The organism is Pseudomonas sp. MDV22-iso1 (assembly GCF_058145095.1).
The window spans coordinates 112,477-131,585 of the sequence record NZ_JBYVMF010000016.1 but is presented as its reverse complement, the minus strand read 5'-3'; the positions used below and the strand labels follow the sequence as shown (position 1 = coordinate 131,585).

Below are 19,109 nucleotides of genomic sequence, written 5' to 3'. Positions count from 1 at the left end.
CGCTAAAGAACTGGCGCTTTGAAATCCCCCGTGCGAGTTGATCAGCTGCTTTGTGGCATTTCACCGTTCGCCAGGCGCTTGTTGATATCGGCGATCACCTCCGGCAAATCGGCAATGGTATCGATCATGTAGTGAGGACGAGAGCCTTCGAACATCCCGTGGATACGCGTGCGCTCGCTGTCTAGCTGGTCGCTGCCGAGGGCGCGAAAACCTTCATAATCCAGGCCCAATGCGTTGCCCGAGCAGATCAGTGCCACGGTCCACATGCCGGCGCGACGACCTTCAAGAATGCCCGGCACCGTGTCATCGATTTTCACGCAGGCCGCGACATCGTCGATCCCCAGGGCGATGACATTGGCCAGTGCCTGTGCCGGCCATGGACGACCGTTCGGAACTTCATCGGTGGCAACAACGTGGTCGGCGATGTAGCCGTTTGTGGCCGCCAGTTCGACCACTTTGTCCATGACCTGTTTCGGGTAACCGGAGCAGGAACCGATCTTGATCCCTTGTTGGCGCAGGAGGGCGATGGTGTCCAGCGCGCCCGGAATCAATGCCGAGTGCTCAGCGATCTTTTCAATCTGCAAAGGCATGAAGCGTTTGTAGATGGCGGTGACGTCATCGTCGGTTGGCGTGCGGCCGAACACCGCGCGATAACGCTCTGCCACTTGCGGCTGGTTGCACAGGGTGCGGATGTGATCCCACTTGCCCATGCCCATCGGACCGCGGGCTTCTTCGATCGACACCTGGACGTCAAACTCGGCGAAGGCCTCGACAAAAATCTGCGTCGGCGCGAAGGAACCGAAATCGACCACGGTGCCGGCCCAGTCGAGGATCGCGGCCTGGAGTTTGGTGGGGTTTGCGTAGTTCATGGTAATCAAATCCTGTCGTTGGAAAAATGATAATCCCTGTAGCGGCAGCCTCGCAGGCTCGGCAACTGCTACAGGGTCGGGAGTCAAATTTCTAAAACTTCCATCTCACGCAACACTTCACCGACCGCCGCCACGGCCGCGTGCATCTCGGCCTGATTAACGTGGCCAATGCAACCGACGCGGAACGTTTCAACCTGGGTCAGCTTTCCGGGATAAAGAATGAAACCCTTGGCTTTCACACGCTCGTAGAACTCCTTGAACTGGTAGCGCGGGTCTTTCGGCGCGTGGAACGTCACGATGATCGGCGCCTGGATCGCGGCCGGCAGGAAGCTGCGCAAGCCCAGACGGGCCATGTCATCCAGCAGCACCTGGCAATTGTTCGCATAGCGTTGATGCCGGGCCGGCAAGCCGCCTTCTTCGTTGTATTGCAAGAGGGCTTCGTGCAGCGCGGCGACCACGTGAGTCGGCGGAGTGAAGCGCCATTGGCCGGTCTTGGCCATGTAGGCGTGCTGGTCGTACAGGTCCATCGCCAGGGAGTGGGAATTGCCGGCGGCATTTGCCAGGGATTCTTTGTGAGCGAACACGAACCCCATACCCGGTACGCCCTCGAGGCATTTGCCCGAGGCGGCGATCAACGCGTCAAACGGCACCTGCTGCGCATCGATCGGCAGGCCTGCGAAGGAGCTCATGGCGTCGATGATCAGGCGTTTGCCGTGCTGCGCAACGACCTGGGCGATGTCGGGCAGCGGGTTGAGGATGCCGGTGCTGGTTTCGCAGTGGATCAGCGCGATGTGAGTAATGCTGGAATCGGCGTGAAGCAGGCGATCCACGTCGGCGGCGGTGGTCGGTTCGTCTTCGGCGGTTTCGAAGGTGCTGAACGAGCGACCCAGTACTTCACAGATTTTCGCCAGGCGTTTGCCGTAGGCACCGTTGATCAGCACCAGGACCTTGCCGTCACGGGGCACCAGGGTGCCGATCGCCGCTTCGACCGCGAAGGTCCCGCTGCCTTGCAGAGGCACACAGTGATGGCTTTCGGCGCCATTGATGATGGTGAGCAGTTGCTCGCACACGCTGGCGGTCAGTTGATTGAACCGGTCATCCCATGAACCCCAGTCGACCATCATGGCCTGGCGAGTGCGGGCCGACGTGGTCAGTGGGCCAGGGGTGAGCAGGATGGGTTCGGCAGTACTCAATCTCGTGTCCTCGTAATCGATGGGGTAAAGCTACGGGGCTTAAATTGCAATTTGCCGTGCTATCAATCAAATTGTTTATTGTTATGCCAGCCATCAGTGAGAATTATTCATGAACTTGTTCCAGCTCCGCGCGTTCGATGCCGTGGCCCGCGAAGGCAGTTTTACCCGGGCTGCTGCGCGGTTGTTCATCAGCCAGCCTGCGGTCACCGGGCACATCAAGGCGCTGGAGGAGCATTACCAGATCAGTTTGCTGCGACGCACGGCACGACGGGTGGAGCTGACGGAGGAGGGGATAAAGCTCGCCGCCATCACCCGGGCGATGTTTGGTCTTGCTGAAGAGGCGCAGGTGATGCTGGAGGCAAATCGACAACTGCTGACCGGGCGTCTGGAGGTGGCCGCGGACGGGCCGCACCTGGTCATGCCGATGCTGGCCAGTTTGCGTGCGAGGTATCCGGGCGTCACGGTGAACCTGCGCTTGGGTAATGCTCAGGAAACGCTGACGGCGCTGTTGTCAGAGCATGCCGACGTGGCGGTGCTGACCGAGGTTGAGCCGCGCAAGGGGCTGCACTTGCAGGCGTTGAGCGAATCGCGAATCTGCGCGCTGGTGCCGGCGGGGCATCCATGGGCGCAGCGTTCCAAGGCCGTTCACATCAAGGAATTGGATCAGGTGATCATGGTGTTGCGTGAGCCGGGCTCGGTGACCCGGAGCACGTTTGATGACGCCTGTGCTCAAGCGAAGGTTAATCCGCGCGTACTGCTGGAGCTGGACAGCCGTGAGGCGGTAACGGAAGCGGTGGCTGCGGAGTTGGGGGTTGGCGTGGTGTCTTCGGTAGAGGTAAGCCACGACCCGAGGGTGGTGGCGGTCACGATTATCGGTGACGGGCTGGCTAACCGGCACCTGATCGGGTGCATGGAGCGGCGTCGCAATTTGCGGTTGATACAGGCGTTTCTGGCGTTGGCCCCCGCAATGAATTGACCGCGGTCCTGTAGGAGCTGCCGCAGGCTGCGATCTTTTGATCTTTTTTTTAACATCCAGATCAAAAGATCGCAGCCTTCGGCAGCTCCTACAGGGGATCTGTATTGATCCAGATGCAGGGTTCGACTTAGCGATTGATTAACCAGTCAAACAGCAGATCGCTATTGCCATTGTGTTGCGGCGCAGGCTTCGGCTGCCGGGGTAGTCTGCTACCTGCACACATCACCGGGCGATCCGGGTCGCTGTCGAGAAAACTGACGAATACGTCAGTACCGGCTTTCGGCAGTCCGACAAAGTTCGAGTGAGCGTCCGGTGTCGCGCAGACGATGGGCACCCACATGCCGTCGGGCTCTTCCGGGTCGGGTTCGGACGTTGGCCACAACAAGACCTGAACGCGACCTTGATCATCCCGTGTGGCGGGTTGTCCTGGACAGCCAAGTACGCGCGCGGGCTGATACCCGGGAATGCGGGTTTTGGCCCGCGTGACTGGCGGCCGGAAAACCGTTGACCAGGGAATGGCGGTGAATTGATTGTGGTAACTCGCGGCAATGCTGTCCTGGGCCAGAATCGAAGGATGCTGCCCGTGGTGCCGGACCTCGGTGAGCAGCCACTGATCGTTGAAGCTCATGATGGGATGCTCTGAGACCTGGACAATCCGTGCGCTGCGCAATGCAGGCTGTGTGCTTTCACCGTGGATTTGCTGCGGTGTGCAGCGCAGGCGCTCCAGTTCCCGTTGGCTGCATTGCTGGTGATGAACCTGCTCGGGAGTGGACAGAACGGCAGTTTGCGATGCCTTGGCGAAGGCGTGGTTGGCGGCATCGCCGAGCGTGTCGGGTATACCGCGATTTTTCGCCTGCCGTTGTGCGTGCGTGTGCAGGGCATCGTGGCGCTGATACAAACGCGTAATTGCCGACGCCGCGTTTAAGTCATCCACTTCATTTTGGAAAGGCGACAATTGCGGGTCCTGAGGGAAGCTCAGGCCGTCATCGGCCAGCACCAGCACGTGACCGTTCCGGTGATGTTCGAAGTGAAAGTGGATGCCTTCTTCTTCGCACAGTCGCTTCAACAGGGCCAGATCACTTTCCTCGTACTGAATGCAAAAAGGTCGGGGTGGGTACTGGCCGTTCAGCTCGATGCGATAGCTCTCTTCGGGCAGTTCATTTTGCTCCAGTAATTGACGCAGGATGGTCGGCACGTCGAGGTGATGAAACACCCGGCGGCAGGTGTCTGATTCCAGCCTTTGAAGGTAGGGAACCACTGTCAGCGTGTAGCCGATCTGAAGCGATCCATGATGCTCGCGTGTGGCGCTGTGGACACTGCCATGAATCCCGTCGCCATTCCCCAGATCGAGAAAAACCGGCTTTCGCAGCAGCCTGCCGAAGTCCATGGCCGGTGCCATGGCAATCACCTCAATCTCGAAACGATAGAGCTGGTTGAGTCCTTCATAACCCTTGAACCGCACTGCCTGAAGCGTCAGATCGCCCTCCAGGAGAGTGAGCGTGAAGGGGCTTTCCTTGTCGTTATGCATAGGGCGCGCTTGTGCTGTGAGTACGGATGCAGAGGGTACGAAACCGCAGCAGATTAGGGATGCGGCAATCGACTTTTCAGAATCGCCCTACAACCCTCGGTGAAGAAGCCGATCTGTCTGTCGGTGAAGGTGGAATTTTTGGTCGATTGCCAACTTTAGGCCGTATAAACTTGCGCAAAGCGTCGGCCAATAGATGTCTCGGCGCCACAGATAAGAGAGTGAGTAATGGGCGCACAGTGGAAGGTTAAACACAAAGAAGCGGCATCTAACGCCAAAGGGAAGATTTTCGGCAAACTGGTGAAAGAAATCACCATCGCTGCGCGTAACGGTGCCGATGTGACAACCAACGCGCACTTGCGCCTGGTGGTTGAACAGGCCAAAAAAGCTTCGATGCCCCGTGAAACCCTGGAGCGGGCGATCAAGAAAGGTTCGGGCCAGCTCGGCGAGACGGTGCAGTACCATCGCGTAACGTATGAAGGGTTCGCGCCGCACCAAGTGCCCCTGATCGTTGAATGCGTGACCGATAACATCAACCGCACGGTCGCTGAAATCCGCGTTGCGTTCCGCAAGGGCCAACTGGGCGCTTCGGGTTCGGTGTCTTGGGACTTCAACCATGTTGGCATGATCGAGGCGTCCCCGGACAGCCCTGACGCCGATCCGGAAATGGCCGCTATTGAAGCGGGTGCCCAGGATTTCGAGCCAGGCGAAGAAGAGGGGACCACCTTGTTCCTGACCGAGCCGGCGGACCTTGATGCGGTGCAGAAAGCGTTGCCGGAGCAGGGCTTCACGGTGTTGTCGGCAAAACTGGGCTATCAGCCGAAGAACCCGGTCAGCGGTTTGAGCGACGAGCAAATGGCCGAAGTCGAAGCCTTCCTCGAAGGCCTGGATAACCATGATGACGTGCAGGACATGTTTGTCGGGTTGGCGGGTTGATTTGAGCTGTATGCAATGACAAATGTGGCGGGGGAACTTGCTCCCTCGCCACAGGTTATGGGGTCACCTTAACTCCCGTACAACGTCACTGAACCCAGGTCGAGCCAGCACGTCCGGCTGACAGCAACGCTGCTGTAAATCCTCCAGCTGCCCACGGCTTTCATCGCTCAATCCTGAGTCGATCCGCTCCAGCAACTCCCCTAGCAGAACCCCGAACGCGCGCACTTCAATCCGTTGCAATGCCCGGCTGTCGGGACTGTCCGTGGTCGCGTGAAAAGACGCTGCACCAAAGTCTCCCAGCAGACAATCACCTTGATCATTGCAAAGAATATTGTGGCCATAGAGGTCGCCGTGAGTGATGCCGTGTCGATGCAGGTGTTCGGCCACCGACGCAACGCCCTTGGCGATACGCAAGGCAACGTCCGCGCTGAAACGGGCATCGTCGGCATACACATCACGGGTGCAGGACTCAAGGCTCGGCAGCCCGGCGAGATTGCGGAAACTCGGCTCGATCAGCTCCATCACCAACCCGGCTTGCGCCTGTGGATGCCCGGTGATTCGTCCTGCGACCCGGATCAGGTTCGGATGAACTCCAGCGGTGATGCAGGCATTCATTTCGTGCAACGGCGAGCCATCGCTGGTCATCTCGCCCTTGTAGAGCTTGACCGCGACCTGGGTCGCAGATGTGCCCGCACGCTGCCACGTGGCTCGATGAATGACCCCTGATGCCCCTTCGCCAAGCTGCTGCTCCAGGTGCAGCGATGACCAGGGGATGCTCGCGGTCGCTTCAAGGGCCGCCGCGTCGGCCTCGGTCTCCAGCGGGTTGCCGGCGAAGGCCAGCCACGTCAGGCGGGGCAGCGTGAGCAGCCAGTCGGGAAGCACTTCGAGCTGGTTGGCAGCGATGCGGATCAGTTCGAGTCGATGGCACTGGCGCAGGCTTTCGGGCAACTGCTGCAAGCGGTTACCCGCCAGCATGAGTTTTTGCAGGTATGGGCGTTCACCCAGCTCGGTCGGTAATTCGCTGATGCAGTTGTCGGTCATGATCAGCCAGCGCAACAACGGTGGCAATGCGGCGCCCGGCACCTGTTCAATGTGGTTGGCCTTGAAACCGACCATGGTCAGCGCGGCGCAACGGCCCACGCAGGCGGGCAGTTCCGTGAACGCATTGTCCGAGCAGAACAGTACGCGCAAACGTGTCAGGCGGTGCAGATCATCCGGCAGTTGGCTCAGGGCATTGCCGCTGAGGTTGAGCACCTCCAAGGTATCCGCCAGGTCGAAGATTTCCCGGGGGAACTCCGTCAGGCCGCAGGCGAGGTCCAGTCGGGTAGCGCCTGCCAGTGTTCCGGCGCGCAGTTGGGCAAGGGTGTCCATGAACGGGGTTCGCTATTGATCGAGGGAAGGGCGTAGAGGCCTGAAGATGGGCGACATGATAGCGGGAAAAATGTGGCGCCTGTCAGGCCGTTATCGCTAGCAGGCTAGCTCCCACAGTGATCGAGTTGTCTGGGCGGACGCGGTCAACGGTGGGAGCTAGCCTGCTAGCGATGACGGCACCAGCCACACCAAAGAATACAGATCAAACGATACCCTTGACCTCCACCAACTGCCCCAACCGACTACGCGTCCGCGCCAGATCAATCGCCTCTCCCTCCAGGCTTTCACGCAACGACTGCTGGCCAAGCAAGGTCAGGTGCTTGTCCTGATCGTACAAAACGTCAACCAGATTGATGAACCGCTGCTGCGCCGCAATGGACGCATCGGCCAGGCTGGGCAGCGCGACGATGATCCAGTGATCAAACCGTCGGCACAGCTCCAGATAGTCCATCACCGCCGTGGGCTGGTCACACAGATCGGCAAAGGTAAAACCGACCGAGCGCCCTTCGCAGTATCGGGCTTGAAGGTGTCGGGTTCCGACGGGCAGCTTGATCGGCGGCGTATCACTATCGGGCAGGTTCAGTGCCTGACGCTGCCGTGTCGTGTCTGGCCAAAGGTACTGACCTTGAGTGAAAAGCTGTTGAGCGTGGGTTCTTGCCTGGCTGCGGTAATCGTGCGGCCCACCGACTTCCATGACCTGCATGCGCGCGTTGATCAGGTCGATCACCGGTTTGAACCGCGCGTGGTAAAGCGGGTTCGGCAGCAAACCTTCCGGAGGGTAATTGGAGGTGACCAGCAGCAGGATGCCCCGCTGGAAAAGCGCTTTGAACAGTCGCGTGATGAGCATCGCATCGCCGATGTCATGGACGTGAAATTCGTCGAAACACAGCACCCGGCAATCGCTCAGCAGTTCATCGAGGGTGAGCTCCAGGGCGTCGGGCCGGTCACGATGGTTGAACAGGCCCTGATGCAGCTGAGCGAAGAACTCATGGAAGTGCAGCCGGCGTTTTTCCGCGAACGGGATGGCCTGGAAAAATCCGTCGAGCAACCAGCTCTTTCCACGCCCGACGGCGCCATGCAGGTAAAGTCCGGGAAGGGGTTTCGCGAAGGCGCCCAGCAACGCCGCGGCGTGCTGTGCCATGCAGTCGATCACGCGCTGCTGACTGTGGCTGAGGGTGTAACCCTGGGCGTGCGCCTTGTGGCGGAAGTAGTCATGAACAAGCCGACCGCTGGCGTTGCTGGTGGAAGCATTCGAGGCTTTGCCCAGCAAGCGGCGCAGCACAGGCCAGCGTGATGTGAGTCGCGGACGGTTAGGTGGTCGAACGGCCACTGTGATAGCACTCTGTGATGGTCAGGCCGTCGCCCCAAGCGGCGACGGCACAGTTTAACCAAATAGAGATTTTTCCTTCCAGTCACTCCGAGCCTTGCCGCGAGCCATTGGACAGAAATCTGCGGATGCATACCACGCTCGCGACCCTGTCGGTTGGGGCGGGTTCAGAACTGTACGGTCTGCTTGAGCATTTGCGCCGCTGAGGTGTCGCTCGGGCTGACCATTGCATAGTTGTAGCCGGCGCCCGACCAGTACTCGGCCTGCAGCTCGCCGTCGTGGCGACTGCCCCTGGGCAGGAAGAGGTTTTTGGGGCCAGGTGGGCGTACGTAAAAGCTGATTTTCTGCCCCTCGGGGTTTTCGTAGACCACCATCGCCGCGGGTCCCTGGTCGGTGCTGAGCAACCGTCCGCTGACCGGTTTGAACCCTGCGCTCGCAAGGTTCGGCAGGCGGTTGGCCCGGGTGAAATAGCGGTCAAGCCAACCTTGTACATCGCCATCGTCGCTGACCTTGAAATCCGCCGGCAAAATGCCTTGCTGCGCAAACAGACGGTACGCCTGCAGGGCATCGGTCATGGGTGCCTGGGCACTGACTAGGGTCATCTCGCGGGCCTGCCAGCCACTGAACCCGCCGACACTGACGGCAATCAGCAGCACAGCGGCGCTCGCCAGATGACGGCGCGATTGTCGTTTGACTCGCTGGCGAATCATTGAGGGTGTGAGTTGCGGATTGACCGGTTGCTGCAACAAGCCGCTCAAACCTGCCCGCAGTTGCTGAGCGTCCCGCTGCCAGGCACGCACAGTGGCTGCCACTTCGGCATTGCTTGCCAGAAAAGTCTCCACCAGACGACGGTCATCGTCGCTGAGCTGGTGGTCGATGTAAGCGTGCAGGTCACGCTCGCTTGGGGGCATGCTGATCATTTAAGTCTCCGCAAAGCAGGGCGGATGATTTCACCCTCGCTGAGGTGGCGCAACGCTTGGCGGGCGCGGGACAGACGGGACATCACGGTGCCAATGGGCACGCCGAGAATTTCGGCGACCTCTTTATAGCTCAGGCCTTCTACCGACACCCAAAGCAGCAGCGCGCGCTGTTCAGTGGCGAGTTGGTCGAAGGCCTGGAGGGTGGATTGGGCGATCACGGTGCGTTCCGCCGATGGCTGCGAGTCATCACGACCGGTGAAGAATTCGAGCATTCGCGCGTATCGCCGGGTGCGCCGATGCGTATCGAGAAACTGTCGATACAGAATCGAAAACAACCAGGCGCGCAGATCACCTTCGGGGCGTTTGTCGTTCCAGCGCGACAACGCTCGCTCCAGGCTGGCCTGCACCAGGTCATCGGCGCTGCTGGGGTTGCGCGTGAGCGAAAGCGCAAACCGCCGCAGTCTGGGAATGATTTCACTCAGTTGTTCGTCGATATCGCTCATGAATTTCTAACCAGTCACTACGCTCTGTGAATGGGAGACGTCCGGCATTGGAGGTTATTCCACGCCTGAACAAATAAATACCGGGCAATGGAATAAACCGCCTGGGCGTTCGTCTGCTTGATTCTTCTCACTTGTGGCCGATGGCCCTGGAGTCATTCATGGTAGATCGCTCAACACCGCCCACTCGACCACCGCTGAGTGCTGCAAGCCTGATGTTTCGTCTGGCCGGTATCGCCGTGGTCGTCGCGGTCGTGGCCGGGGCTTTTGCCTACGTCAACGGCACGTTTGACCCACAACGGCTGACGCCGAAAAAGTTGATCAATGTTCTGGAAACCAACAACGGCGTGCATCCGGGGTTCCGGCGAAACCACTCCAAAGGCGTGTGTGTGATCGGCCATTTCGAGAGCAGCAGCGAGGCGCGCAATTACTCCACTGCGCAGGTGTTCAATGAAGAGCGCACCCCTGTGGTGGGTCGTTTTGCCTTGCCGGCCGGCAACCCGTATGCCCCGGACAACAGCGTGCCGATCCGCAGCATGGCCCTGCGCTTCACCCAGGCCAACGGCCAGCAGTGGCGCACCGGGATGAACAGCATGCCGGTGTTCCCGGTGGGTACCCCTGAAGCGTTCTACCAATTTCAACAAGCCCAGTCTCCCGTCCCGGCCACCGGCAAACCGGACCCGGCGGCAGTCCCGGCGTTTTTCGCTTCACACCCGGAAGCCATACCTTTCCTGACATGGGTTAAACCGGCCAAGCCTTCCGCCAGCTACGTGACGGAAACCTATAACAGCGTCAATGCGTTCTACCTGGTCAATGCCGCCGGGCAACGTCAGGCCGTGCGCTGGAGCATGGTGCCGGTGGCGCAGGATGCGGCGGGTGCGACGGCACCGGCGGGTGGGGATTTCCTGGAGAAAGACCTGGTCCAGCGAATCGCCGCAGGACCGTTGCGCTGGCAGCTGAACATCACGCTGGCTGACCCGGGTGACCCGGTGAACGATGCCAGCAAGCCCTGGCCTGACGGGCGCAAAGTGCTGAACGCGGGCACGCTGGTGCTCGAAAGCACCCAGCCGCAGCTCAATGGCGAATGCCGCGACATCAACTATGACCCGCTCGTATTGCCTGCCGGCATCGAAGGTTCGGACGATCCATTGCTCGCCGCTCGTTCCGCCGGGTACGCCAGTTCCTATCTGCGACGCACCAGCGAAGTCAGCCAGTTGCCCGCCGCCAAACAGGAGGCTCAACAATGAGCACTCAACCGAACCATTTCGCACCGTTGGCGCGGCTGCTGCATTGGCTGATGGCACTGATGGTCATCGCGATGCTGTTTATTGGCGCGGGCATGGTCGCCTCGGTGTCAGAGCGTCATGAGTGGCTGATCCATCTGCACAAACCCTTGGGCATCGCCATTCTGCTGCTGGTCATCGTGCGCCTGGTGGTGCGGTTTTCCACCCGGCAGCCGCCATTGCCCGCGGATTTGCCGGGATGGCAGGTGTTGGCGGCCAAGGCATCTCATGTGTTGCTGTACGCCTTGATGCTGATCTTGCCGTTGCTGGGCTGGGCCATGATCTCGGCGGCGGGTGACCCGGTGATGCTCAGCAGCTCGTTGCAATTGCCGTCGATCGTGCCGGCCAACGCCCAGGTGTTTTCGATCTTGCGCAAGGCACACGGTTACTTGGCGTATCTGCTGTTTCTGACCGTACTGCTGCATTTGGCGGCAGCGTTGTTCCACGGTTGGGTGCGCCGCGACGATGTGCTGGACAGCATGCTGCGGGGCAAGGATCGCGTTTGATTTCTTAGCCACGTCGAATCTGAGGAGATACACACTTTTGCAGGCGCTGCCGCAGGCTGCGATCTTTTGATCTTGTTATGAGATCAAAATCAAAAGATCGCAGCCTGCGGCAGCTCCTGCATGGTTAGGGTAACGCCACTTCTGCACGTTTGCTTCTGGGGGCGAGCGTGCTCCACCAATAGATCAACGCCACAGCGTTGATCCCTGCACCCAGCAAACACACCCCGAGCCAGCCACCCCAGGCATACATCGCCGTCGAGCCGATCGAGCCCAAGGCGCTGCCTATCGAATAGAACAGCATGTAACCGGCGGTGAGTCGGCTTTGGGCTTCCGGGCGCACGCTGTAGATCATGCTCTGGCTGGTGACGTGCACGGCCTGTAAACCCAGGTCCAGCGTGATTACGCCCAGCAACAAAGCCCATAACGAAGATTGAGTAAAGGCAATCGGCAGCCAGGAAGCCAACATCAACAACAGGGAACAGCCGCTGGTCCATTGGCCCCAACCCCGATCAGCCAGGTGCCCGGCGCGAGCGGCTGCCAGCGCACCGGCGGCACCCGCCAGGCCGAACAATCCGATCTGTGTATGGGACAGCGACAGCGGCGGGGCGCTTAGCGGTAGCACCATCGGCGTCCATAACACCATGGCGCTGGCGAAGGTCAGCAGCGCTAGAATCGCCCGTTGACGAAGTACGGGCTCTTCCTTGAACAAGGTGAAAACCGAGCCGAGCAGCGCGCCGTAAGAACTGTCGGGCTGCCTGTTCTCGTGCTTGGGCAGCACGCGAAACAACAGCAGCGCCATGGCCAGGGTCAAGCCTGCCGACAACAGATACACCGAGCGCCACCCCGCCAGATCCGCCATGCCGCCGGCCACTGTACGGGTCAGCAAGATGCCGACGACGATGCCGCTGGTGACCACGCCCACCACGCGCCCTCGCTGCGCCGGGAGTGCCAATGTCGCGGCGTAAGCCACCAGGACCTGCGTCACCACCGCCAGTAACCCGGTCAACGTCATCCCGATCAACAGCCAGGTGCTGTTCGACGCGCACGCAATCATCAACAAAGCCAGGGCCGACAGCAGTGTTTGCGTGAGGATCAGCCGTCTGCGATTGAGCAGATCCCCGAGTGGTACCAACAGCAACAGACCCGCGCCGTACCCGACCTGGGTCAGTGTGACGACAATGCCGATGGTTGCCGGGTCCATCGCAAACGCGGCGGCCATGGCATCGAGCAGGGGTTGTGCGAAGTAAACGTTACCGACTGCCAGTCCGCAGGCGACAGCGAACAGCAGCACCACGGCGCTGCTGAGTACATGATGATCAGGCTTCATGCCGAACTCCCAATGTGGTTTCATTTTAAAACCAGTTGTACGGTAGGGAATCTGGTTTTATATTGCAACCACATTTGTTTCAGTGGATTCGGACATGGTTAGACGTATAAGCGAGGAAGACGCCGAATGCCCGGTCGCACGATCCGTGGAAGCCATCGGCGATGGCTGGTCGTTGCTGATCGTGCGCGATGCCTTTGACGGCATTTGCCGGTTCGGTGAGTTCCAGCGCAGTCTGGGCATGGCCAAGAACATTCTGTCGGTGCGTTTGCGCGCACTGGTGGCCCACGGAATTTTCGATCTGGTGCCGGCCTCGGATGGCAGCGCTTATCAGGAATATGTGCTGACTGAGAAGGGCAAGGGCTTATTCCCGCTGATCATCGGATTGCGGCAGTGGGGGGAGGCGTTTTTCTTTAAGGAAAGGGAGGCGCATTCGCGGCTGGTTGACCGCGAACACGGTCTGCCGCTGCGGCCCCTGGAGCTGCGTGCCGAGGATGGGCGGTTGCTGGGGCCGGAGGATTGTGTGCGAATCGCTGCCGATTGAACGGCAAAAGATCGCAGCCTGCGATCTTTTGATCTTTCAATGTGTAAACAGGATCAGCGCAGGGTATCGACCATGTCCGCCACGGTGGTCAACACATCCTTGCCCAACTGCTTCGAACGTTTCCCCGACCAACCCGTAATCGGGTTAGGCGCATCATTGTTGTCCTTGAAGGGCATTTCCAGGGTCAGCGACAGGCAGTCGAATTTTTCGCCGACGCTGTTGCACGCCAGGGTCATGTTGGCCTCGCCCGGCTTGTCCCGGGTGTAGCCGTGTTTGGTCTGGAAGTCTTTGGTTAAATGCTTCAGATGATCGCGGAAGCGGGTTTCGAGCTGCTCGATCCTTGGCGTATAACCGGGATTGCCTTCGCAACCGGCGGTGAACACGTAAGGGATTTCTTCATCACCATGGATGTCGAGGAACAGGTCGACGCCATGTTTTTCCATCTGCTGCTGAACGAACAGCACTTCCGGGCTCATCTCCTGGCTGGCGCTCTGCCACGCGCGGTTCAGGTCCTGGCCCATTGCATTGGTGCGCAGGTGGCCATGGAAGGCGCCGTCCGGGTTCATGTTCGGGACCAGATAAAGGTCGGCGCTGGCCAGCAGTTTGCTCAACACGGGATCGTCGTGATGCTCCAGACGCTCGATCACGCCTTCCATGAACCATTCGGCCATGTGCTCGCCCGGGTGTTGCTGGGCAATCATCCAGACCTTGCGCCGGCCCTCGGCACCGGTGCCTTTGCGCAGCAGCTGAATGTCCCGGCCTTCGACGCTCTTGCCGGTGGCCAGCAGTTCGGTGCCGGCCTTGGTCAGCGCCTGCTCGATCAACCAGTCATGGCGGCCACGGCTGTAGGGTTCGAAGTAAGCGAACCAGGCATGGGTGGCGGTGGTTTCGAGGCTGAAGCGCAGGCAGTCGCCTTCGAAAATGGTCGGCACCCGGAACCAGTTGACGTGGTCGTAGGAGGCGACGGCCTGGTAACCATCCCAGGCTTTGTTGTAGGAAGATTTGCTGGCATTGCTCAGGCGAAACCAGTGCTCCTGACCGACGTGCAAGCCACTGGCCTTGAAGTGGAACCACTGGAAATGCGGGCTGCGCGTGTCGGGCCTGATGGCCAGGAGCGCGTGAAGCGGATTGCTGATATCCAGCACTTCAATGTTGCCGCTGTCGAAGTTTGCGCTGATGTCAAAAGAGGATTTAGCCACGGCCATCGTCGATTCCTGAATATGATTTTTATGGCAGGTACTTTACACGCTGGGAAGCGCTCAGGCGGGTAGAAAAAATCCCCCCGATCATCTGATGCAGTGGGCGCCCGCTCTGGCCACTTGTGCATCATGTTCGGCTTTCACGCCGGACACCCCCACCGCGCCGATGACCTGGCCATCGACAATGATCGGCACGCCGCCCTCCAGTGAAGTGAGCAGGGGGGCGGACAAAAACGCAAAGCGCCCACCGTTGACCATCTCCTCATAGTCGGTTGATTCGCGCCGGCCCAGGGCGGAGGTGCGAGCCTTTTGGGTGGCGATGTAGGCGCCTATCGGGGCGCACCCGTCGAGGCGTTCGAGCGCCAGGGGATGACCGCCGTCGTCGACGACGACAATGGTCACGGCCCATTGATTGTTCTGGGCTTCAGTGCGGGCGGCGGTGAGGATCTGGCTGACTTCGGTCTGGCTCAACACGGCTTTGCTTTTCATGTGAATCTCCAGTGGTCGGTCAAGGCAACGCGGCTTCGACCAGTTCGATCCAGTGCCGAACGGGGGTTCGACCTGCACCATCCAGGTGGGACTGACAGCCGATATTGGCCGTGACGATGACGTCAGGGTGGCCGCTCTCCAGGGCATTGAGTTTGTTATCGCGCAATTGTCTGGACAGTTCAGGTTGGGTGATCGAATACGTGCCCGCCGAACCGCAGCACAAATGGCTGTCGGGCACGGCGGTAAGGTTGAAGCCTAGTCGAAGCAGGACCGCTTCAACGGCGCCGCCGAGTTTTTGTGCGTGCTGCAACGTGCAGGGGCAATGGAAAGCCAGGCGTTGTTCACTGTGTACAGCGAGTTTTTCCAGCGGCTCATCGCTTAGTACTTCAACCAGATCCTTGGCCAGGGCACTGACTTTTTTCGCCTTGTCGGCATACGCCGGATCGTTTTCGAGCAAATGCCCGTAGTCCTTGATGAAGGCACCACAACCGCTGGCGGTTTGCACGATGGCTTCGGCGCCGTTTTCGATGCTCGGCCACCAGGCATCGATGTTGCGTCGGGCGCGGTCCAGCCCCGCGGACTGAGCATCCAGGTGATAGTCCACCGCACCGCAGCATCCGGCCTCCCGCGCTGGCGTGATGCTGATGCCCAATCGATCCAGGACCCGCGATGTCGCCGCATTGGTATTGGGCGACAGGCCGGGCTGAACGCAGCCTTCGAGTATCAGAACCTGCCGAGCGTGGCGCGTAGTCGGACGTGGTTTGGCGGGTGCCATGTTGCGCGGCAATTTGACTCGCAGGCTGTCGGGCAGCAGGGCGCGGAACACCTGACCACTGTTGACCAGCCCCTTGAACAGACCCGGATTGGGCACGACACCACGCAGTCCCTCGCGCAGCAGCCGTTGGCCGAGTGGGCGCGGCACCGCTGCATCGACCACCGCACGGCCGATATCCAGCAGGTTGTGATAGTCGACGCCGGACGGGCAGGTGGTTTCGCAGTTGCGGCAGGACAGGCAGCGATCAAGGTGCTGTTGGGTTTTCTGCGTGACCTCGTTACCTTCCAGCACTTGCTTGATCAGGTAGATGCGGCCCCGGGGGCCATCCAGTTCATCGCCGAGCAATTGATACGTCGGGCAGGTGGCATTGCAGAAACCGCAGTGCACGCACGAGCGCAGGATACTTTCTGCTTCTTCGGCACGGGGTAGCTGGCGGGCGTGTTCGCTCAAGGTGGTCTGCATGGCTCAAAGCTCCGCATACAGGCGTGCGGGGTTGAAGATTCCCCGAGGATCGAGTTGTTGCTTGAGATTCCGGTGGTAACGCATCAATGATGCCGTCAACGGTTGGAACGGGCTGTCGATCAGGCCATGGCTGTAGCAGGTCACATGCCCGCCGACTTCCTCGACAACCTGGCGAATGAACGCCGCGTCGCCGTCGGATTTGAGCCAGCGTTGCGCACCGCCCCAGTCGATGATTTGCGTGCCCGGCAGGGAAAGCCGGGGCGTGTTGTGGGGGACGGACAGTCGCCAGAGCGGCTGGACTTCATCGAAAAAGCTCAAGCGCTGTTCATTGAGATCCGCCCAATAGGAAGAATCCAGCGGCTCACCGCCCAAGCGGTCATGCGCCGCCGTCACCGAACCTTCGCCGCCCTCCAGTCGCAAGTGCAGACGCTGACCGTCGTGGCACGCGGCGCTGATCGGCAAGGGTTGTTGGCCCCATTCCGCCAGGCGCAGCAAGGCGCGGTCGCTGTCCATTTCCAGGCTGATGCTCAAGCATTGGCGCGGTTTCGGCAGGACTTTGAGCGAGACTTCGCTGATCACCCCAAGGGCGCCAAAGCTGCCGGCCATCAGCCGCGACAGGTCGTAACCGGCCACGTTCTTCATCACCTCGCCACCAAAGCGCAAATGCTTGCCATGGCCGGTGATGACGCGAGTGCCCAGGACAAAATCCCTGACCGAGCCTGACCATGGCCGCCTTGGTCCCGACAACCCGCTGGCGATCATGCCGCCCACCGTCGCGCCTTCGCCAAAGGAAGGCGGTTCGCAGGGCAGCATCTGTTGCGCGACGTCCAATGCTTCAGTGAGCTGCGACAAAGGCGTGCCGCACCGTGCGGTGATGACCAGTTCAGTCGGGTCATAGCTGACAATGCCCCGGTGGGTGCGCGTGTCGAGGACTTCACCGGCGACGATGCGCCCCAGGAACGCTTTGCTGTTTGAGCCTTGAATGCGCAATGGTGTGGCGTTCTGCAGCGCCTGATTGACCTGTTCCAGCAGCGCGCGGCTGTCATCGAAATCCTGTTCGCTGCGCATCAGAATCGCTCCAGTTCGGGGAAGGGCAACTGCCCCATGTGAACGTGCATGGCGCCGAACTCGGCGCAGCGGTGCAGGGTTGGAATGTTCTTGCCAGGATTGAGCAAACCGTTCGGATCGAACGCGGCCTTGACGGCATGGAACACGGTCAATTCATCGCTGTTGAACTGCGCGCACATCTGATTGATTTTCTCCCGACCCACGCCATGCTCGCCGGTAATGCTCCCACCGACTTTCACGCACAACTCCAGGATCTTGCCGCCCAGGGCTTCGGCGCGATCAAGCTCGCCCGGTTGATTGGCATCGAACAGGATCAGCGGATGCATGTTGCCGTCACCGGCATGGAACACGTTGGCCACGCGCAGATCGTATTCGGCCGACAACGCTGCAATCGCCTGCAGCACGCCCGGCAACTCACGGCGGGGAATGGTGCCGTCCATGCAGTAGTAGTCCGGAGACAGTCGACCCACCGCCGGGAACGCATTCTTGCGTCCGGCCCAGAAGCGCACCCGTTCGGCCTCGTCTTTGGCGAGCCTCACTTCGGTGGCCCCGGCCTGTTCCAGCACCTGGCGCACGCGGTCGCAATCCTCGTGCACGTCCGCTTCAACGCCGTCGAGTTCACACAGAAGAATGGCCTGGGCATCGACTGGATAACCGGCGTGAATGAAATCTTCGGCGGCACGAATCGCCAGGTTATCCATCATCTCCAGTCCGCCGGGAATGATGCCCGCGGCGATGATGTCTGCGACCGCGCGACCGGCTTTCTCGACAGAGTCGAACGCCGCCAGCAGCACTTTGGCGGTCTGCGGCTTGGGCAGCAATTTGACCGTGACTTCGGTGATGACCCCGAGCATGCCTTCGGAACCGGTGAACAACGCCAGCAGATCGAAACCCGGGGAGTCGAGTGCATTCGAGCCCAGCGTCAGGTGTTCACCGTCGACCGTCAGGATCTCGACCTTGAGCACGTTGTGCACAGTCAAACCGTACTTCAGGCAATGCACGCCACCGGCGTTTTCCGCAACGTTGCCGCCGATGGAACAGGCGATCTGTGAGGAAGGGTCCGGCGCGTAATAAAGTCCATAAGGGGCAGCGGCCTGGGAGATGGCCAGATTGCGCACACCCGGTTGAACCCGTGCGGTGCGGGCGGCAGGGTCGATCTGCAGAATGTTGTTGAAGCGCGCCATCACCAGCAATACGCCTTTTTCCAGGGGCAATGCACCTCCGGACAAACCGGTTCCGGCGCCACGGGCGACGACCGACACGCGTCGTTCATGGCAGACCTGGAGTACAGCTTGTACTTCGTCCAGGTGACGCGGCAGAACGACCAGTAAAGGCGTGGTGCGATAGGCTGACAGCCCGTCGCACTCGTAAGGTTTGAGTTCTTCCTGCTGATGCAGGATCTCCAGATTCGGCAGTCGCGTTTGCAGTGCGTGCAACAGCGCGCTTTTATCAACGTCGGGCAGGACACCGTCGACGCGTTCGTCGTAGAGGATGTTCATAGGCGGTTCACGACACTCCTTTGTTTTTATAAGAGGCCTGTCGCTTTCATCATTGGCCGCACGCGTCCAACTGTCTATCGGTTGTTGGGCCAATAGAAACAGTTTTTGATGAGGTATTTTGAAGTGCGCGTGGGAATCGCAGGTAAAACAGCGGCTTATGAGCCTGTGAACGTAAGCGGTTTTGGTGCTGCTGGAGAGGGGTGAAACGGGGGGCGTCTTCCTTGACGCCGACGCAGCTTAGAGACTGTGCGATTGATTCTCAAGTGCTAATTTTCATTAGTTTGGGCCAATGTAGCCGGGCTTCTCTTGCCAACGGATATTCTTTTGATATCATCCGCGCCAT

At 60.1% G+C, this 19,109-nt stretch carries 18 protein-coding genes; 5 read left to right on the top strand and 13 right to left on the bottom strand.

Annotated features, from left to right (window positions below):
* Positions 1-41: 41 nt before the first annotated feature.
* Both phnX and AC3ZVB_RS18850 read right to left on the bottom strand, forming a co-directional pair.
* Complete coding sequence (gene phnX / locus AC3ZVB_RS18855; protein ID WP_162437563.1) at positions 42-869, bottom strand: phosphonoacetaldehyde hydrolase; 828 nt, start codon at positions 867-869, stop codon at positions 42-44.
* Positions 870-952: 83 nt separating this feature from the next.
* Entirely contained in the window at positions 953-2,062 is a 1,110-nt protein-coding gene (locus tag AC3ZVB_RS18850) for a 2-aminoethylphosphonate--pyruvate transaminase (protein WP_490147395.1), read from the bottom strand.
* Between the two features lie 109 nt (positions 2,063-2,171).
* On the opposite strand from AC3ZVB_RS18850, the gene AC3ZVB_RS18845 reads away from it, so the two are divergent.
* Positions 2,172-3,038 carry a LysR substrate-binding domain-containing protein gene (locus AC3ZVB_RS18845; RefSeq protein WP_490147394.1) on the top strand — a complete coding sequence of 289 codons (867 nt, stop codon included), beginning with the start codon at positions 2,172-2,174 and terminating at the stop codon, positions 3,036-3,038.
* Between the two features lie 127 nt (positions 3,039-3,165).
* Here the strand turns inward: AC3ZVB_RS18845 and AC3ZVB_RS18840 are convergent, their stop codons facing one another.
* Complete coding sequence (locus AC3ZVB_RS18840; protein ID WP_490147393.1) at positions 3,166-4,566, bottom strand: type VI secretion system Vgr family protein; 1,401 nt, start codon at positions 4,564-4,566, stop codon at positions 3,166-3,168.
* A 225-nt stretch (positions 4,567-4,791) separates the two neighbouring features.
* Between AC3ZVB_RS18840 and AC3ZVB_RS18835 the strand changes: the two genes are divergently transcribed.
* A complete protein-coding gene (locus tag AC3ZVB_RS18835; RefSeq protein WP_194692419.1) occupies positions 4,792-5,499 on the top strand; it encodes a YebC/PmpR family DNA-binding transcriptional regulator in 708 nt (235 codons plus the stop codon).
* Between the two features lie 63 nt (positions 5,500-5,562).
* Here AC3ZVB_RS18835 and AC3ZVB_RS18830 read toward each other — a convergent pair whose 3' ends face one another.
* From AC3ZVB_RS18830 to AC3ZVB_RS18815, 4 genes are all read right to left on the bottom strand, one after another.
* Positions 5,563-6,870 carry a leucine-rich repeat-containing protein kinase family protein gene (locus AC3ZVB_RS18830; protein WP_490147392.1) on the bottom strand — a complete coding sequence of 436 codons (1,308 nt, stop codon included), beginning with the start codon at positions 6,868-6,870 and terminating at the stop codon, positions 5,563-5,565.
* A 202-nt stretch (positions 6,871-7,072) separates the two neighbouring features.
* Positions 7,073-8,200 (bottom strand): cell division protein ZapE, encoded by a 1,128-nt coding sequence (gene zapE / locus AC3ZVB_RS18825; protein ID WP_490147391.1) that lies wholly within the window; start codon positions 8,198-8,200, stop codon positions 7,073-7,075.
* A gap of 164 nt (positions 8,201-8,364) precedes the next feature.
* On the bottom strand, positions 8,365-9,117 hold the full coding sequence (locus AC3ZVB_RS18820; protein ID WP_490147390.1) for an anti-sigma factor family protein: 753 nt from the start codon (positions 9,115-9,117) through the stop codon (positions 8,365-8,367).
* Positions 9,114-9,620, bottom strand: coding sequence for a sigma-70 family RNA polymerase sigma factor (locus AC3ZVB_RS18815; protein ID WP_490147389.1), 507 nt, complete (start codon positions 9,618-9,620; stop codon positions 9,114-9,116). The genes AC3ZVB_RS18820 and AC3ZVB_RS18815 overlap by 4 nt, the downstream gene beginning before the upstream one ends.
* 158 nt (positions 9,621-9,778) lie before the next feature.
* Here AC3ZVB_RS18815 and AC3ZVB_RS18810 point away from each other — a divergent pair, with 158 nt between their 5' ends.
* A complete protein-coding gene (locus AC3ZVB_RS18810; RefSeq protein ID WP_490147388.1) occupies positions 9,779-10,864 on the top strand; it encodes a catalase family peroxidase in 1,086 nt (361 codons plus the stop codon).
* Positions 10,861-11,406 (top strand): cytochrome b, encoded by a 546-nt coding sequence (locus AC3ZVB_RS18805; RefSeq protein ID WP_490147387.1) that lies wholly within the window; start codon positions 10,861-10,863, stop codon positions 11,404-11,406. The genes AC3ZVB_RS18810 and AC3ZVB_RS18805 overlap by 4 nt, the downstream gene beginning before the upstream one ends.
* Before the next feature lie 124 nt (positions 11,407-11,530).
* On the opposite strand, the gene AC3ZVB_RS18800 is transcribed toward AC3ZVB_RS18805, so the two are convergent.
* On the bottom strand, positions 11,531-12,733 hold the full coding sequence (locus AC3ZVB_RS18800) for an MFS transporter (protein WP_490147386.1): 1,203 nt from the start codon (positions 12,731-12,733) through the stop codon (positions 11,531-11,533).
* Positions 12,734-12,827: 94 nt separating this feature from the next.
* Here AC3ZVB_RS18800 and AC3ZVB_RS18795 point away from each other — a divergent pair, with 94 nt between their 5' ends.
* The gene (locus tag AC3ZVB_RS18795) at positions 12,828-13,274 is read left to right on the top strand and encodes a winged helix-turn-helix transcriptional regulator (protein WP_490147385.1); all 447 of its coding nucleotides are present in this window, start codon (positions 12,828-12,830) and stop codon (positions 13,272-13,274) included.
* Between the two features lie 53 nt (positions 13,275-13,327).
* Here the strand turns inward: AC3ZVB_RS18795 and AC3ZVB_RS18790 are convergent, their stop codons facing one another.
* From AC3ZVB_RS18790 to glcD, 5 genes are all read right to left on the bottom strand, one after another.
* Positions 13,328-14,479: a M14 family metallopeptidase gene (locus AC3ZVB_RS18790; protein ID WP_490147384.1), complete on the bottom strand. Its 1,152-nt coding sequence runs from the start codon at positions 14,477-14,479 to the stop codon at positions 13,328-13,330.
* Positions 14,480-14,560: 81 nt separating this feature from the next.
* Positions 14,561-14,962, bottom strand: coding sequence for a heme-binding protein (locus AC3ZVB_RS18785; protein WP_162437549.1), 402 nt, complete (start codon positions 14,960-14,962; stop codon positions 14,561-14,563).
* A gap of 19 nt (positions 14,963-14,981) precedes the next feature.
* Positions 14,982-16,199 carry a glycolate oxidase subunit GlcF gene (gene glcF, locus AC3ZVB_RS18780; RefSeq protein WP_490147383.1) on the bottom strand — a complete coding sequence of 406 codons (1,218 nt, stop codon included), beginning with the start codon at positions 16,197-16,199 and terminating at the stop codon, positions 14,982-14,984.
* Between the two features lie 3 nt (positions 16,200-16,202).
* Entirely contained in the window at positions 16,203-17,267 is a 1,065-nt protein-coding gene (glcE, locus tag AC3ZVB_RS18775) for a glycolate oxidase subunit GlcE (protein WP_490147382.1), read from the bottom strand.
* Positions 17,267-18,766, bottom strand: coding sequence for a glycolate oxidase subunit GlcD (gene glcD, locus AC3ZVB_RS18770; RefSeq protein WP_490147381.1), 1,500 nt, complete (start codon positions 18,764-18,766; stop codon positions 17,267-17,269). The genes glcE and glcD overlap by 1 nt, the downstream gene beginning before the upstream one ends.
* Positions 18,767-19,109 lie beyond the last annotated feature (343 nt).